Below are 17105 nucleotides of genomic sequence, written 5' to 3'. Positions count from 1 at the left end.
CCCGCAGGCCATGGCCAACCGCCACCGTGCCGCGCAGGAACATTTCGCAATACCGATTCGTTGTATCTGTAGTTTCAACAATTCAACCATGGTCGATATGGACAATCCTGCTGCACTCTCCCCCCAACCGCCCGGCACTGTCGACAAGGACGCGCCGCTGAAAGAAGACATCCGCCTGCTCGGCCGCCTCCTCGGCGACGTGCTGCGCGACCAGGAAGGCGAAGCCGTGTTCGACCTCGTCGAGACGATCCGCCAGACCGCCGTGCGCTTCCGGCGCGAAGACGACCAGGAAGCGGACGCCGAACTGAAGGCCCTGCTCGCGAAACTGTCGCGCGAAGAGACGAACTCCGTCGTGCGCGCGTTTTCGTATTTTTCGCACCTGGCGAACATCGCCGAAGACCAGCACCACATCCGCCGCCGCCGCGCGCACCTGCTCGCGGGCTCGAAGCCGCAGCCGTCCAGCGTCGCCTATGCGCTCACCCGGCTGAAGGACGCCGGCGTCGCGCAGAACACGGTCGAAGGCTTTCTGCGCGAGGCGCTGATCGCCCCCGTGCTGACGGCGCACCCGACGGAAGTCCAGCGCAAGTCCACGCTCGACGCCGAGCACGACATCGCGCGCCTGCTGGCCGAGCGCGACCTGCCGCTGACGCCGAAGGAGCGGGCGCGCAACCTGCAACTGCTGCAGGCACGCATCGCGACGCTGTGGCAGACGCGCATGCTGCGCTACGAAAAACTGACGGTGGCGGACGAAATCGAGAACGCCCTGTCGTACTACCGCACGACGTTCCTGCGCGAGCTGCCGGCCGTGTACGACGACGTCGAGGAAGAGATCGAGGCGCAGTACGGCGCGGCGGCCGCCGGCCTCGACGACGCCGCGTACATGCAGATGGGCAGCTGGATCGGCGGCGACCGCGACGGCAACCCGAACGTCAACGCCGCGACGATGCAGCGCGCGCTCGTCCGCCATTCCACGACGATCTTCGATTTCTACCTCGACGAAGTGCACGCGCTGGGCGCCGAGCTGTCGCCCTCGACGTTGCTGGTGCCCGCGAGCGCCGCGTTGCTGGCACTGGCCGACGCCTCGCCCGACCACTCGCCGCACCGCAGCGACGAACCCTACCGCCGCGCGCTGATCGGCATCTATGCGCGCCTCGCGTCGACGGCGCGCGAGCTGGGCGCGACGAACATCCTGCGCAAGGAAGTGGGCCATGCGGACTCTTACCGCGACGCGGCGGAATTCCGCGCCGAGCTGCAGGTGCTCGTCGATTCGCTGATCGAAAACCACGGCGCCATCCTCGCCGTGCCGCGTTTGAATGGCCTCGTGCGCGCCGCCCGCATCTTCGGCTTCCACCTCGCCTCGCTCGACATGCGACAGAGCTCGGACGTGCACGAGAAAGTGCTGGCCGAGCTGTTCGCGCGCGCGGGCGTCGAAGGCGATTACGCCGCGCTGTCGGAAGACGCGAAAGTGAAACTGCTGCTGGACGAACTCGCGCAGCCGCGCCTGCTGTACACGCCGTACGAAAGCTATTCGGACACGACGAATGCCGAGCTGCAGATCCTGCGCACGGCGCGCGAGATCCGCAAGCGCTACGGCCGCCGCGCGATCCGCAACTACATCATTTCGCACACGGAGACGGTGTCGGACCTGCTCGAAGTCCTGCTGCTGCAAAAGGAAACGGGCCTGTACCGTCCCAGCGAGAAGAAGAGCGACGTGATGGTGATTCCGCTGTTCGAGACGATCCCCGACTTGCAGCGCGCGAGCGAAATCATGGGCGAATGGATGGCGCTGCCCGTCGTCGCCGACGTGATCGGGCACCAGGGCCGCCTGCAGGAAGTCATGCTCGGGTATTCGGACTCGAACAAGGATGGCGGCTTCCTCACGTCGAACTGGGAGCTGTACCAGGCCGAGCTGAAGCTGGTGAAGGTGTTCGCGGACGCGAACGTCAAGCTGCGCCTGTTCCACGGCCGCGGCGGCACCGTCGGCCGCGGCGGCGGCCCGAGCTACGACGCGATCCTCGCGCAGCCGCCGGGCACCGTCAACGGCCAGATCCGCCTGACGGAACAGGGCGAGATCATCTCGTCGAAGTTCAGCAATCCGGAGATCGGCCGACGCAACCTCGAACTGCTCGTCGCCGCCACGCTGGAAGCGGGCCTGATGCCGCACGGCGCCGACCGCGAGCAGATCGAGCGCCTGGCGCGCTTCGAACCCGTGATGGCGGAACTGTCGCAACGGGCGTACAAGGCGTACCGCAACCTCGTGTACGAAACGCCGGGCTTCACGGACTACTTCTTCGCCGCCACGCCGATCGCCGAGATCGCGGAACTGAACCTCGGTTCGCGTCCCGCGTCGCGCAAGTCGACGCGCCGCATCGAAGACCTGCGTGCGATTCCCTGGGGCTTCTCGTGGGGCCAGTGCCGGCTGCTGCTGCCGGGCTGGTTCGGCTTCGGTGCAGCCGTCTCCGGCTGGCTGGCGGAAGGCGACCGGGAACAGCGCCTGGGCCTGCTGCGGGAGATGGCCCAGCACTGGCCATTCTTCGCGACCCTGCTGTCGAACATGGACATGGTGCTGGCGAAGTCCGACCTCGCCATCGCGTCGCGCTACGCGGAGCTCGTGCCGGATGCAGAGCTGCGCGAGCGCATCTTCAAGCGCATCGCGGCCGAGTATGGGGAGACGCTGCAGTGCCTTGCGCTCGTCACGGGCACCGATGAACGCCTCGTGAACAATCCGCTGCTCGCGCGCTCGATCCTGAACCGCTTCGCCTATCTCGACCCGCTGAACCACCTGCAGGTCGAGCTGATCCAGCGCCACCGCGCGCTGTCGGCCGAGCAGAAGGTCGACGAGCGGGTGCACCGCGGGATTCACCTGTCCATCAACGGGGTGGCGGCAGGACTGCGAAATACTGGTTGACATTCAGGTGAGTGCAGGTGGAACCTCGGCTATCAGGGTTCCACTTTCCGATCCTCGCTTCCGGCGACCTCCTAGAAACTGTTGGCGGCGTCGGCAAAAGTCCTTCGACAACCGCATCTGAGCGTCCCCTCGACGCCTCCCCTTCTACCCAGGGCAACGGTCACGTTGCCTGCTCACATTGCTCCACCGTACAGCGCACGCCATCGTCCGATTGTGTTTGCTCAACTTAAACCTGAGCATGCCCTTGAATAATGGCAAGGTTCGACGGCGTTACGGGTATCCGTGCAACGTGTCCGGGGGTAACAAAGGATGGCAAATACGCACGCGGGAAAGACGTTCAGCCTCACGCAGTACAAGCTTGTAACACGCCACCGCCCACTACGATTAATACTTGATGGCGTGGACGACAACGAAGACGAGCTACTGCTACCGCAACGGGTCATCGGCAGCGAGGCGGTGTGCGACGGTCTCGAGTTCCGGGCCCTATGCGTGTCCGAGAGCGCGACGCTGCCGCTCAAGAAATTCATCGGCGTTCCTGCCGAATTGCAAATCGTCACCGACCGCGGGGAACTACGCCGGGTCTGCGGTATCGTCACGGAGGCAGCGTCCGGCCAAAGCGACGGCGGCCTCGCGACCTACCAGCTGGTCATGCGCGACGCACTGTCAGTCATGGAACACAGGATCAGTACACGAGTGTTCCGGGACAAAAATGAACTGGACATCGTCAAGATACTGGTCGACGAATGGCGAAAGAGTATTCCGGCCCTGGCGGCCACCTTTGACCTCGTCATCGATAGCGGCCTCGCCAACCGCGACATGCCCCGCCGTCAGTTCATCATGCAGCACAACGAATCGGATGCCGCCTTCGTTCGCCGCTTGTTGCAGCGACGCGGCATCGCCTGGTTTTTTCGTTCCGGGCTGGCGCCCGGCGCTAGCGCGAACGTCTACCGACAACAACGAAAACGAATCGGTCACACATTGGTGCTGTTCTACGATTCCCACGGCCTCGATCAGAACGCGGCCGGCACCGTGCGCTTTCACCGTGACGACGCCACAGAGCAGCGCGACACTATCACTGGCTGGAGTGCGGTACGGACGCTTCGCTCAGGCAGCGCGTCACTGTTCAGCTGGGATTACCTGCAGCCGGGCAGTAATCCATTCATGGAAGTCCAAGTGCCATCGCAAGCCGATCAGGGCGAGCGAGGCAACCGGCTAGCCTCCAGGCTGGACGATTATCATGTCGCCGCCTCGCACCTCGGCGACAGTCGACGCGACCTCATGGAACTGAACGATACACGAATGGCATACCACGAATATGGCGCCAAGTGGTTCAAAGGCGAAGGCAGCGTGCGCGATTTGGCCGTTGGCGAGTGGTTCGCGCTGGAAGCCCATCCGGAAATCGATACCCATCCCGCGAACGAACGCCAGTTCGTCGTCACGTCGCAGAATATCGTTGCCGACAACAACCTGCCGGTGGAAGTCGGTGCGCGCGTCGAACGGTTATTCGAGCGCAGCGGTTGGCCCGGCGCGGCAAGCGCGCCGCAAGCAAAGGGTGACGAACGGCCTCCGCGCTACAAGACCAGCTTTACCTGCGTTCGTCGAAGCGTCCGCATCGTACCGCCTCGTCCCGTTTTGCCGCGTCCACAACTACAAACTGCAATCGTGGTCGGCCCCGAGAACGAACAGGTTTGGTGCGACCATCTCGGACGCGTCAAAATCCGCTTCCATGCCACCCGCCCGGAGGATCACGCACACGCCGCGGGCGCAGGCAGTTCCGATTCCGACCGCGACTCTGCCTGGGTGCGGGTCGCATCCAACTGGGCCGGCAACGGCCCCGGCAACAATACGCAATGCGGTGCGCGCCTGTTGCCGCCGGTAGGCGCGGAAGTGCTCGTCGACTTTGCCGGCGGAGATCCCGACAAACCCATCATCGTCGGCCAGCTATTCAATGGCGACGCATGTCCGCCAGCATTCGTTGGAGAGGACGGACTGCCAGGCACCCGTTACCAGTCCGGCCTCCGTAGCCGGGAAGTGCGCGGTCGGCGCGGCAATCAACTTCGGCTGGACGATACGCCTGGCCAGATCAGTGCACAGTTAGCGAGCGACCATGGCGAAACAGAACTGAATCTTGGGTACCTCACTGAACCACGCCAAAAGAATGGAGCGCGCGCGAGAGGCGACGGCGCAGAACTGCGCACCGATGAGGCGATCGCGCTACGCGCTGCGCGCGGCATCCTGCTGAGCGCCTGGAAGTCGCTCGGCGGCGCGGGCGCCAAAGGAGCGCAGCTTGCGCGCAACGAGTACCTGGACCTGCTGCGCGAATGCGGAGAACTGTGCCGTTCAATCGGCAACTATGCTGCGGAAAACAACGGCCTTGCGAGCGACACCAAGGAGCAGGAAGCCCTGCGTGCACGGTTCGAGAGTTGGGAGGACGGCAGCAATACCGAGCCGGACGCCACCGGGCCAAGAGAGCCCGTCATCGCAATCACGTCTCCAGCCGGGATCGGTTTCGCCAGTTCCAAAGCCATCGTCAGCTACTCTGCCAGCAGCGTCGACACGGCCGCCCAGCAACATCTGCAGTTGACGGCGGGTCAACGCTTCGCGGTCAATGCCGGCAATGGCATCTCATTGTTTGCCCGCGGCGGCGGGCTCAGTGCAATTGCACATGACGGCAAACTGCTGCTGCAGAGCCAGAACGACGACATCGCCATCAACTCGGAGAAGAACGTTCAGGTTACCGCCAACGAAGGATCGATCACGATATCCGCCAAAACCATCCTGTTGGTTGCACAAGACGGCTCCTTCTTCAAGCTGGGAGAAGGTGCACCGGTCTTGGGGAGCCAACAACCCCTCAAGTTCCACGCTCCCGATTTCATTTGGGAGGGGCCCGAAACGATGAGTGCCCAACTTCCGTCATTCAAAAAGGACGGGACGGATCTCAAGTTCGAGCCACGCCTCTACCCCCATCTCGACGGTGGCGTACCCGCTTCCGATCTGACTTACAAGATCGAGTCGGCAGCCGGCGGCGGCGAAGGCAGAACGGATGCGCAAGGGACGACCGCGATCTTGAAGCACGACCAGATGCACGTTGCGAACATTGATCTCAGGGAGGAAGGCCAGCCATGACCGACGCGAAGAGCGCATCGATTTACAAGAAACTGCCGTTCAGCCGCGGTAACGGGAAAGGCGTAACCTTGCCCGGGAAAGGCAACAAGAAAATTGTCGGGGTAAAACACAACCTGCCAGGCTCGATCATTCTGGTGCATGGCGTGAACGACATCGGTGTAAGTTACGACGCGGTGGAATCGGGCTTGTGTGAAGGGCTAGCGGAACGTCTTTGCGGGGACTTGACGCCTGGGACATATCGCATGCCGCAAACGTCAGATCGCGACAAGTTAGAGGAAGATCCCGACGCAGTTTTCTACAAGCGCCAGATCACCGAGGATACGCACAGCCCGGTCATTCCGTTTTATTGGGGATTCCGCGAAGAGAGCGCGCGGGCGACCGACTGGAGAAAGACTCCGCACGGCCAGGCAGTCGACCGGTATGGAAATCGGCTGGACAGGGATTATTCGAAGGAAGGCGGCCCATTCGCCAACGCCACGACCTCGCTTCCAGAAATGTGGAACCGCGGTAAGACCGACGCCCATGGGGTCCTGGATTGGGCATCGCACGATGCGACGCATCCTATCTTGAATAATCCGGGGCGGCTTTATATGATCCTGGCCGCGCAGCGACTCGCTGCCCTCATTTCAATGATCCGCGACTACGACGAAAACGAAACGGTCTCGATCGTCGCACACAGCCAGGGTTGTTTGCTCAGCCTGCTCGCGCAGGCTTTTCTGCTCGACCCAAACATGCAGAAGAATCAACCCGGCGCACGCCCGGTCGACACACTCATCCTGTGCAACCCGCCCTATAGCCTCGTCGATGAACTGCCGATGGCCGCGGCACTCGCAAACGGGTGTTCCGGCACCGACCCGCAAATGACGACGCCCCGGGACCGTTATCGATATATCAGCGGCGGCCAGACGTTGCACGCACGCCTGACCACGCTGGCGAATATTGTCAATGGCGTGCACGCCAAAAAGTACCAGACGCCCGCGTTTGCGGATTTATCCGATACGAAAAAACACGTTGGTGCCGTCGGCCCCAAATGGAACGCGGCCGCGGACCGCGATAACCGGGGCAAAGTCTATCTCTATTTTTCTCCAGAAGACATGACGGTGGCATTCGCCGGAGTTGAAGGAATCGGCTGGCAAGGCGTGCCCGACTTCCAACGGGGCCATCGCCAAGAATCTCCCAAAGTTGACACGATCGCGTCAGTCGATGATTTTCGACCTCTGCAATCCGTGCCCGCAGTGGCCATACGCAAACCGCTTTCAGAGCTGGGCCCCGGTTTCTTTCAACGCGTCTTCACACTGAAGCGCAGGCCGGATTTTCGGAATGGCAAACCGGTTCTGGTTGGTCAAGCACCCCATGACTTTGCGCTGCGGGTTCCAGGAGAAAACGATCACGCCCATACTGCCGCCAGCGACTCGTGGACCAGCAACCATGTCCTGCGCGAGCACTTGCCCAGCGCCGGCGACGCGCCCGGAAACATGCCTTCCGAAGAGCGGGAGCGGTTCGGGCTGCGGCGCATCACCGGCGAGGCCTTGCCGAGACCGGTCATGGCCAGCATGGGCGAAGGCGCATTCCCCGATGCACAGCACCGTTACGGCGCCAGCGAAAATGTCGACCAGATCGATGCGGCGATCTCCATTACCAGCGACTACGGCATCGACCGGCACCACTGGGAATGCATTGCCGATCCTGGCGGCGTCGCCGCGACACTGCGCGGCTATCAGCCGGTTGCAAGCCCCCGGCCGGACCTGCATGCCGGCAGAGTCGCAAAGCTGAACGAGCAGTGTGCGATGCTGACGCAGAAACTCAACGGCGACAAAAAGGTCGAGGAGCGATGCGAGATCAAGACTGTTTATGTATGCCTGGAGGTTGGCTTTGAACGCCCGCTTAATCCACCCAAGCTGTTGATCGAACGGACCGAGACGCCGAACGAGGCACGGCTGCGCTGGCAAAAGACAACTACGCCACGCTCGTTCCACAGCGCGATCTACGGTGGACGCAAGAACCACAGCCAGGTGACCGCCTATGACGTGGCAATCGGTGGAGGCAAGGCGCCGACGCATCCGTTGTTCTACAAGTATTTGTGCGCGGTGGCGGACTGGCGGCTTAAAGAACCCAGAAATAAGGAACAACCTCGACATGGCATCCTCAAATGGAGCGAGTTCCTGAAGCAGTTTGCAACTTACTGGGCAGACGAGCGTCCTTGGCGCAAGGCGCTAATTGAAGGCAACAAAGTTTATTACTCAACCGGGAACTTGCCCGCCGAACTACCGTTGCCACCGGAAGGACTGCCACAGTGTCTTGTCGTGGAATCAATGGTCATAACGGCCGGGAAGACTGAGCGGGCGTCGTCATGAGTACGTCTTATATAAAACGGTATCTGGAAGCGTGGCAAATACTTGCCAATGCGGCATTGCGCCTGACGCTTCCATCGCTCCTTACGATTTCAATAAACGCGATCGCAGCATCCGAACAAACGGAGAAGACAATGGGAAAACCATGGTGGCTTCTAGCAACCGCACTGGGATTTGGACTGGTACTTGGCGGGCGCTGGGTGCTGGCAGCACGCGAAGCCGACGCGCGGCAAGCACAAGCATCAGCCGCGGCGGCGAAGGCACGCGAACAAATAGCGGCCGCGCACTCCGAGCAGGGCAGGCGCGAATACGTACTGGAAGTGATCAATCTGGGCGTCACCCTAGACAAATATCGGCAAGGCAAATTATGGGATGCACTACAGTCCGGCACCCCGTACACATCGCTTCGCGAACATGATCCCAGAAAATATCCGTGGACAATGTTTGACAAACTTGGCCAGAGCGGTGGCCGAAGTGGCGACACGTTGGAAAACGGCGCCGGATACACCGTGACGGAATGGGGGACGCCAGTCTTTAACGCCAGGCCTCCCGATAGAAGTAAGTACGCCGGCAATCCGCTCATGCCCGACATGGGGATCGCGGCGGGGACGGAGTCTTCCGGCATGGCGACCAGTCTGTTCGTGGCTGGTCCAGCACGCTTCGCGGAACGGCCAGACCGCATCCTCGAAGACGTTTTCGCATTCTTTGACGCCAACCCGGACGTCCCGTATATCGTGTTGAACTCGGACGACGGGCTGGATGTCCGAGACATGTCCCAGCCGCCCGGTTCGCCACCACTGGTCAAGGAAGGCTACTACGTTCCCGCAATGCCCGATGCGTCGGCCCTTTTCGTGCTTGCCCGCCGCGAGAGGGTCGATCCGATCCGTCCTTTCGCCTACGAAGATATCGACGACTATCGCGCTCCAATGGAAGTGCTCAATCGCGAAGGCGTCGCGAGACGTCTCTTTCTGGGTTACCTCGACTTGCAGAAATCGGTTCCCCGCCCGAGCGACCCGAACTTGTCAGAAAGCCGCACAGTCACCGCTGCCGAATGGCTGGACTACGCCGCCAAATTCAGCAAGCGCCCCGACATCCGCGGCACCGGCCAAATCAGCTTCCTCGACCGGGAATTCAACGCGAAGCATCGTCCGCCGCGGGATTGGAAGCCGACCCCATGGTTCCCCATCCCCTGGAGCAAACTCCAACTCAAACAGTTCGACGACATGTCGACACTCGGCTTCATCCACCGCCCTGTTTTCGTGAAAACCACCGACGAGCATGGCAAGCCGCTACCCCGCCGCGATGCGCGCAAAAAAGCATTGATGGAAGGCCTGCAGGAGGCGTTGCGCACCCTGCCGGAAGCCGAACGCACCAAAGGGCCGGCGCGCGTGATCGCCGCGATGGGCGACCAAACCGAACAACTGGTCGCCCTCGAAAGCATGCTGCACCAGTACGCCGCACAAGGCGGCCCCGAAATCGACAGCGGCAAGCTCGACCAGTTCATCAACATCGACCGGCGCCTCGGCAATACTGGCGCTGCAACCCTGTTCATCGAGATGGCCATTGGTGTAATGGGCAGTTATCGGGGCGGCGGTCCAAGCCTGGCCGTCAACCTGCGCGATCCGCACGAGGCCACTTTTATTTTCGTCACCCCGCCCCCCGAGGAAAAACGGAAGGCCCAACAACAATCGCGTGGCGACGTGTTTCGCAGTATTAAATCAATGGCGGTTGATCCCGCCAATTACTCTGTCCCGGCAACGAATTGATCACCGTTGGAGATTGCCATGTCGTTGACTCATACGTCAAAAATCCTGGTGTTCATCTCGGCATGCGTCTGAGCTGTCGCGTGGGTAGTACCGACAGTGAACGGGGCCCCGGGACTGGAATTAGTTGAGATGGCATTTGTATGGGGATGGAGGATTCCACAATTCGGGCCCTGGGCTGTACTGGCGAACGTGACCATTCCACTGACATGCTATCGAGTATTTGAGAAAAAACGACCTTTGTGGCCACTTTGTCTTTCGTTCGCTTTCCCCGCCACGTCCCCAGCATATTGGCATTACCTCGAGCGCGCCGATGGATCTAACTGGGGCATTTGGGCGTGGACGGCGTCGATCCTCATCCTGGCTGTCGCGGCATCTGTTTCAAAAGTGGACCAGTCACGTGTCGCTACGCGCACAGACCCCATGCCCGGAGACCCGAAGGATTTATTTGACATCAATCCAGCGGCGCCGTGCGTCGCGTTGAAATCCGACGAAAACGTACCTGAATAGCGAACGTCGCTTCGTCATGTTCCATCGAAGTTTTCGAATCAGGATTGTCGTCATGAAAAACGTCATCCGACTCGGCGACGCCACGACCCACGGCGGCAAGGTGATCAGCGCCAGCGCATCCCACTTCACAGTACAGGGAATTCCAGTGGCATGCGTGGGCGACACCTGCAGTTGCCCGATTCCAGGTCATTCTGGTTGCACGATCACGAGCGGGTCTCCGCATCACACGGTCAACGGGAAGCGCATCGCCTTCGATGGCGACAGTCTCAGTTGCGGCGCAAAGCTTATCTCAAGCTTCAAGCATTTCAGTACGAAGATCTAGCATCTGACGCAGCCGGAATCATCGCCGCACCGACACCCCGAACGCCAGGCTGAGGTCCGGCGTCTTCCGGTTCAAGCCATGCACGACCATCGCGTCGAGCTGGCAATCGCGGCTCACGAGCCACGAGACGCCCGCGTCGAACAAGGTCTGCGTGCCCCCGTGCGCCGCGCGCGCGATCTGCGGCGCGGCCAGTTCCGCGAAGCCGTGCAGGCGCTCGCTGAACGCCTTGCCCAGCGACGCGGCGAACACGCCGTACGTGTAGCGCGCGCCGTTGTCGTCGCCATCGCGGCCCACGCCCGGCATCACACCGAGCGACCAGTCGTGGCCGAGATCCCATTCGAGCGGCAGGTTCAGCGACGGCCGGAACCCGGTGCCGCGCAGCGCGGCGCTGCCGGTCGGCAGCGCCGCTTCCGCGATCACGCCCCACGACGGCCGCATGCCGTCCTGGTCGCCCAGATGCCATTTGACGCCGGCCGCGCTGTCGGCCCAGCCGGCGCTTACCGTGTGCTCGCCAGACGCAGGGTCGCTCGCATGGGCGATCGTGCGGCCAGACGTTTCCACGCGCAGCTCCAGCGTATCGGACAACCCGACGCGCAGCAGCGCGGGCGTGGTGAGCGTGCGCACGTGCGCGTCGGCGTCGCGCTGGCGGTCCCACTGGACGCCGAGTTCGAGCTGCACGCGGTGCGGGCCCACCACCTGGCTCGAATTGGCGACGTTGGGACGGTCGGGATTGATGGTGTCGTCGTCGTCCGCGTGGGCGGTCGACAACGCAAGAAGGCCCGCCAGCAGGCAGGCCCAGGAAGCTGGGCGTAAGGGCATCGGCATGGATCGTGAGTTGCACATCCCGCCATTATGCCAAGAACGCGGGCGCGCTCAGCGGGCGCCGTCCTCCAGGCGGAATGCGGCCACGACCTGCGCAAGCCGCGCCGACTGGTCCTGCAAGGCCATCGCGGCGGCGGCGGCCTGTTCGACGAGGGCCGCGTTCTGGCGCGTGCTGTCGTCCATCTCCTCGATGGCGCCGTTGACGCGCGCGATGCCCTCGCTCTGCTCGGCGCTGGCGGCCGCGATCTCTCCCATCAGGTCCGCCACGCGGCGCACCGACGCAACGATCTCGCCCATCGTGCTGCCGGCAGTGTCGACGAGGCGCGAGCCCGTCGCGACCTTGTCGACCGAATCCGAAATGAGTTCCTTGATTTCCTTCGCCGCTGCGGCCGAGCGCTGCGCGAGGTTCCGCACCTCCGACGCGACGACGGCGAAGCCCCGTCCCTGCTCGCCCGCGCGCGCCGCTTCCACCGCCGCGTTCAGCGCGAGGATGTTGGTCTGGAACGCGATGCCGTCGATGACGCCGATGATGTCGGCGATGCGGCGCGAGCTGTCCGTGATGGAGCCCATCGTCGCGACGACTTCGCCCACGACCTCGCCGCCCTTCTCCGCCTGCTCGCGCGCGGCGAGGGCCAACTGGTTGGCGCTCTTCGCGTGGTCGGCGTTCTGCTGGACCGTGCCGGTGAGTTGCGCGATCGTCGTGACGGTGCGCTCCAGGTTCGCCGACTGCTGCTCCGTGCGGCTGGACAGGTCGCCGTTGCCCGCGGCGATCTCGCTCGAAGCGCCCGCGATGGCGACCGTGCTGCCGCGCACCTCGCTCATCGTGCGGTTCAGCGCGGAGACGAAGCGGTTGAACGCTTCCGCCAACATGCCGACTTCGTCGCGGCCCTCGACGGGCATGCGGCGCGTGAGATCGCCCTTGCCGTCGGCGATCTCGCCCAGCAGCGCCGCGGCGCGCGCGACGGGCGCCGCGATGGCGCGGCTCACGAACCAGATCAGCGCGAGGCCGATGGCACCGCCGGCGAGCGCGGCGACGAGCGCGGAGATCGTCGCGTCGCGCGCGATGCCGCCCAGCGCTTCGGTCTCCGGCACCTCGGCGATCACGTACAGGTCCAGCTCCGGCACGAACGACGACGCGACGAGGCGCTTGCCGTCCGGCGCCGCATAGGTCGCGTGCACGAATTTTTCGCCCGCGAGCAGGCGCTTCGCGAGCGCATCGCTGAAGCCCGGCAGGTCGCGGATGTTGTGGCTGCCGTCCGCCAGCTTGGCGTCGCGGTGCACGACGATGCCGCCGTCGCCGCGCACGAGGTAGACGAAGCCCGACTGGCCGATTTTATAAGCGCGCACACTGTCCGCCATCGCATCGACGCCGAGGCCGATGCCGGCCACGCCCGCCTTGCCGGGTGCCGCGTCGACGCGCGCGTTAATGTAGAGCATCATGCCGTTGTGCGCGATGTTCGTGCCCACACGCATGCTGTACGGCTTGCCGCCCGCGAGGAAGCCGTAGAACCAGGCGGTGTCCGGCACGCCGCGCTTCATCTCCATGTTGAAGCCCTTGTCCGTGTAGTACTTGCCGGTGGCGTCCGATATCCAGAACACGACGTCGGCCTGATTCTTCTGCTTCACCATGCCCGCATACTTCAGCCAGGAGGACACGCCCGCTTCCGGCAAGCCGTCGCTTTCCCACGCGTGGAGGAAAGTGTCGTTGGCGACCGCCAGCGACGCCGTCAGCGGCACGGCGATTCGGTGGCGAATCTCGTTGCGGATCTCGCCGACGACAGCCGGCAGCTCGCGCTCGACCACGCGCGTGCGCGCGGCGCTGCCGGACAGGGTCACGCTGAGCGCGACGGATACGACGAGGAACACGAACAGGCAGACGGCCATGCTGAGCATGAGTTTCGTCCGGATCGAAGCGTTGCGGGAGATGATGGCAATCATGTGATGCGGTGCTTGGCGGCAGGCGGCAAAACCGTTCATCTTGCGGCGAGTGTTGCCATACGTCAAGCCCCACATCGACGATGTTGCGGCCACAAAACACCGGTGCTTGCAGATACAACAACGCCGCGCGGCCTTGCGGCGGCGCGGCGTGTCAGTGCCGGCGGACGGAGCTTACTGGTTCTGCAGGAACGTCTTCAGCTTGTCCGAACGCGACGGCTGGCGCAGCTTGCTCATCGCCTTCGCCTCGATCTGGCGGATGCGCTCGCGGGTGACGTCGAACTGCTTGCCCACTTCTTCCAGGGTGTGGTCGTTCGACATCTCGACGCCGTAGCGCATGCGCAGCACCTTCGCCTCGCGCGGCGTCAGCGAATCCAGCACTTCCTTGATCACGTTGCGCATCGACGCATGCATCGCGGCGTCCAGCGGGGCCAGCGTCGCGTTGTCCTCGATGAAGTCGCCCAGCTGCGAATCGCCGTCCTCGCCCATCGGCGTTTCCATCGAAATCGGCTCCTTCGCGATCTTCATGATCTCGCGGACCTTCGATTCCGGCATTTCCATCTTCGTGGCCAGCGTCGCCATATCGGGCTCGGTGCCCGTTTCCTGCATGATCTGGCGCGAGATGCGGTTCATCTTGTTGATCGTCTCGATCATGTGCACCGGCACGCGGATCGTACGCGCCATGTCGGCGATCGAACGCGTGATCGCCTGGCGGATCCACCATGTCGCGTACGTCGAGAATTTATAGCCGCGGCGGTACTCGAACTTGTCGACCGCTTTCAACAGGCCGATATTGCCTTCCTGGATCAGGTCCAGGAATTGCAGGCCGCGGTTGATGTACTTCTTCGCGATCGAGATCACGAGACGCAGGTTGGCCACCGTCATTTCGCGCTTCGCCGTGCGGGCGCGCTTTTCGCCGGCCGCCATCTGGCGGTTGATCGTGCGCAGGTCGGCCAGCGGCAGCGCCACGCGCGCCTGCAGGTCGATCATGCGCTGCTGCAGTTCCAGGATCGCCGGCGCGTTGCGCTTCAGGACGGCGCTGTACGGGTACGCGCAGTCGACTTCGCGCTGCACCCATTCGAGGTCCGTCTCGTTGCCCGGGAAGACCTTGATGAAGTGGGCGCGCGGCATGCCGCAACGGTTCACGCAGATGTCCAGCACGGAACGTTCGATGGCACGCACCTCGTCCATCTGGTGGCGCAACGTGTCGCACAGCTTTTCCACGACCTTGGCCGTGAATCGGATGCCCAGCAGTTCGCTCGAAATCACTTCCTGCGCCGCCATGTACGCGTCCGAGCCGTAGCCCTGCGTCTTGAACGCGTGGCCCATCTTGTCGAACTGCTTTTCGATCAGCGCGAACTTGTCCAGCGCGCCCTTCTTCAGCGCGGCCAGCTGCTCGGCGGAATAGCCGGCCGCGGCGCTGCCGCCGGCACCGCCCTCGTCCTCTTCTTCCTCGACGTCGTCTTCTTCGTCTTCGTCGTCCTCGTCGGACGCGCTCACGGGCGCGCTCGCGCCGGCGCCGTCGTTCGGGTCGATCAGGCCGTCGACGACGTCATCGATCTTCAGCTCGTCCTTGGCGATCTTGTGCGACAGCGCGATGATCTCGGAAATCGTCACCGGGCACGCGGAGATCGCCTGCACCATGTCCTTCAGGCCATCCTCGATGCGCTTGGCGATGGCGATCTCGCCTTCGCGCGTCAGCAGCGACACGGCGCCCATCTCACGCATGTACATGCGCACGGGGTCGGTCGTGCGGCCGAAGTCGGAGTCGACGGTCGACAGCGCCGTCGCGGCGGCCGCTTCCACTTCGTCCTCGGAGGTCGGCGTGACGACGGCGTCCGACAGCAGCATCATTTCCGCTTCCGGCGCGCGCTCGTAGACGGCGATGCCCATGTCGTTGAACGTGGCGATGATGCCTTCGATCGCTTCCGGATCGATGATGTTTTCCGGCAGGTGGTCGTTGATCTCCGCATGGGTCAGGTAGCCGCGCTCCTTGCCCATGTTGATCAGGTTCTTCAGTTGCTGGCGGCGCTTTTCCAGTTCCTCGGCCGAGAAGCCCTCTGCCGCACCGAACAGGGTGGCGCCACCCTTGGCCTTGCGCTCGCGCAGCTTCGACGCGGCCTTCAGTTCGGCGCGCTCGACGGCGTTCAGCGCCGCGATCTCGTCATTCTCCGGCACGAATTCACTCGGCTTGCGGCCGCGGCGGCCCGGCACCTTCACTTGCGGCAGCAGATAGCCCGACGTGTCGATCGCGGCCAGCGCGGCGGCGTCCGTCGTCGTGCTGACGGTGCCGGCCGGCGTCGCCGTCGTCGTCGCGGCGGACGGCTCGATGCGGCGTGCCGTGCGGGCACGCACGACGCGCACGGCCGGCGCCGGCTCGACCGGCGCTTCCGCTGCGATCGCTTCCTGTTCGACGGCCGGCGCGGCGGCCGGTTCGGCGTCGGCCTTCAGCGCGGCGAGGCGCGACACGCGCTTCTTGACGATCACGGGCGGTGCGGCCGGTGCTGCCTGCGCCGCAACGGTTTCCAGCTCGGCGACGGCCGCGGCCGGCTCGGCCTGCGTCACCTCGGCGGCGACGGCCTCGGCTTCGGCGGCGCCCACGGCGACGGCCTCATCGAATTGCTCCGGCTGCTCGGGCTCGGCCTGCACGGCCTTCAGCGACGCCAGGCGCGAACGCGTCTTCACCACCGTCACCTTGGCGGCCGCTTCCGTTTCGAGGAAATACGAGGTCGCGGTCTTTGGCACCGACAGCTGTGCCGTGGTCTTGGCTGGCGCTTTCTTCGCTGTCAGTGTCAGGGTCTTGGCGGTGTTTTTCATAAACTTTCTCCAATCGAGGCGTGGCGCGTGCCTGCGAAGTCAATAACCCACCTGGTCCGCAACGCGGACCCCGGAGGGCGGGGATGATGGGAAGGCCCTAGCTAGGGGCGGATAGCCGGGATATCAAGCACTCCTGCCGCGGGCGCCGGTCGGCGGGCGGCGTCCTGGACAGCCGGGACGGGCTGCGGCACGCACGCGCAAGGGGATCGGGCGGAACGGTATGTGGTTGAAATCGGGGCTTAGCATGTCGGAACGAAAAAAAGCCCGTCAGACAACGGGCTTGAATCTATTTTCCAGGGGAGAAATAGAGGAGACAGAAGCATTATGCCTTAAGGAAATTTTTAGCGATAATTGAAATATCCGATAAGGGATATAACGGCAGCGCATATTTCCTTTTCCTCTTCACTATCCTGGCTGCGTCGGCGCAAACCGTGCGCAAGGAAAGGGGCGGATGATACACGATTTCTCGGCCGCGCGCCGCCGCACATGCACGAAAATAACGGTTGTTGAGTCAACACGACGATCCGTTACATGGCCGAGCGGCACACGCA

At 63.4% G+C, this 17105-nt stretch carries 8 protein-coding genes; 5 read left to right on the top strand and 3 right to left on the bottom strand.

Annotated features, from left to right (window positions below; all coding sequences use genetic code 11):
* Nucleotides 1-97: 97 nt before the first annotated feature.
* From ppc to HAV22_RS26125, 5 genes are all read left to right on the top strand, one after another.
* On the top strand, nucleotides 98-2908 hold the full coding sequence (gene ppc, locus HAV22_RS26145; protein ID WP_229421428.1) for a phosphoenolpyruvate carboxylase: 2811 nt from the start codon (nucleotides 98-100) through the stop codon (nucleotides 2906-2908).
* Between the two features lie 309 nt (nucleotides 2909-3217).
* Nucleotides 3218-6034, top strand: a complete 2817-nt coding sequence (locus tag HAV22_RS26140) for a type VI secretion system Vgr family protein (RefSeq protein WP_166863375.1) — start codon at nucleotides 3218-3220, stop codon at nucleotides 6032-6034.
* The gene (locus HAV22_RS26135) at nucleotides 6031-8388 is read left to right on the top strand and encodes a T6SS effector phospholipase Tle3 domain-containing protein (RefSeq protein WP_166863373.1); all 2358 of its coding nucleotides are present in this window, start codon (nucleotides 6031-6033) and stop codon (nucleotides 8386-8388) included. The genes HAV22_RS26140 and HAV22_RS26135 overlap by 4 nt, the downstream gene beginning before the upstream one ends.
* Nucleotides 8385-10151, top strand: a complete 1767-nt coding sequence (locus tag HAV22_RS26130; protein ID WP_166863371.1) for a type VI lipase adapter Tla3 domain-containing protein — start codon at nucleotides 8385-8387, stop codon at nucleotides 10149-10151. The genes HAV22_RS26135 and HAV22_RS26130 overlap by 4 nt, the downstream gene beginning before the upstream one ends.
* Before the next feature lie 559 nt (nucleotides 10152-10710).
* The gene (locus tag HAV22_RS26125; RefSeq protein WP_166863369.1) at nucleotides 10711-10980 is read left to right on the top strand and encodes a PAAR domain-containing protein; all 270 of its coding nucleotides are present in this window, start codon (nucleotides 10711-10713) and stop codon (nucleotides 10978-10980) included.
* 18 nt (nucleotides 10981-10998) lie between these two features.
* On the opposite strand, the gene HAV22_RS26120 is transcribed toward HAV22_RS26125, so the two are convergent.
* The 3 genes from HAV22_RS26120 to rpoD all read right to left on the bottom strand — a co-directional run bounded on the left by HAV22_RS26120 (nucleotide 10999) and on the right by rpoD (nucleotide 16554).
* Nucleotides 10999-11799 (bottom strand): transporter, encoded by an 801-nt coding sequence (locus tag HAV22_RS26120; protein ID WP_166863367.1) that lies wholly within the window; start codon nucleotides 11797-11799, stop codon nucleotides 10999-11001.
* Between the two features lie 54 nt (nucleotides 11800-11853).
* Nucleotides 11854-13695, bottom strand: coding sequence for a methyl-accepting chemotaxis protein (locus HAV22_RS26115; RefSeq protein WP_371869744.1), 1842 nt, complete (start codon nucleotides 13693-13695; stop codon nucleotides 11854-11856).
* A 216-nt stretch (nucleotides 13696-13911) separates the two neighbouring features.
* Nucleotides 13912-16554, bottom strand: coding sequence for an RNA polymerase sigma factor RpoD (gene rpoD / locus HAV22_RS26110; RefSeq protein ID WP_166863363.1), 2643 nt, complete (start codon nucleotides 16552-16554; stop codon nucleotides 13912-13914).
* Nucleotides 16555-17105 lie beyond the last annotated feature (551 nt).

Source organism: Telluria antibiotica (assembly GCF_011682055.1).
In the GTDB taxonomy this organism is placed as follows: domain Bacteria; phylum Pseudomonadota; class Gammaproteobacteria; order Burkholderiales; family Burkholderiaceae_D; genus Telluria; species Telluria antibiotica.
The sequence above is the reverse complement of the archived record's forward strand: the minus strand, read 5'-3'. Positions and strand labels throughout refer to the sequence as shown.

Coding starts and splice junctions, on each gene's coding strand:
- rpoD (WP_166863363.1), bottom strand. CDS start 16,554: ATGAAAAACACCGCCAAGACCCTGACACTGACAGCGAAGAAAGCGCCA.
- HAV22_RS26135 (WP_166863373.1), top strand. CDS start 6,031: ATGACCGACGCGAAGAGCGCATCGATTTACAAGAAACTGCCGTTCAGC.
- HAV22_RS26120 (WP_166863367.1), bottom strand. CDS start 11,799: ATGCCCTTACGCCCAGCTTCCTGGGCCTGCCTGCTGGCGGGCCTTCTT.
- HAV22_RS26130 (WP_166863371.1), top strand. CDS start 8,385: ATGAGTACGTCTTATATAAAACGGTATCTGGAAGCGTGGCAAATACTT.
- HAV22_RS26115 (WP_371869744.1), bottom strand. CDS start 13,695: ATGCTCAGCATGGCCGTCTGCCTGTTCGTGTTCCTCGTCGTATCCGTC.
- ppc (WP_229421428.1), top strand. CDS start 98: ATGGACAATCCTGCTGCACTCTCCCCCCAACCGCCCGGCACTGTCGAC.
- HAV22_RS26140 (WP_166863375.1), top strand. CDS start 3,218: ATGGCAAATACGCACGCGGGAAAGACGTTCAGCCTCACGCAGTACAAG.
- HAV22_RS26125 (WP_166863369.1), top strand. CDS start 10,711: ATGAAAAACGTCATCCGACTCGGCGACGCCACGACCCACGGCGGCAAG.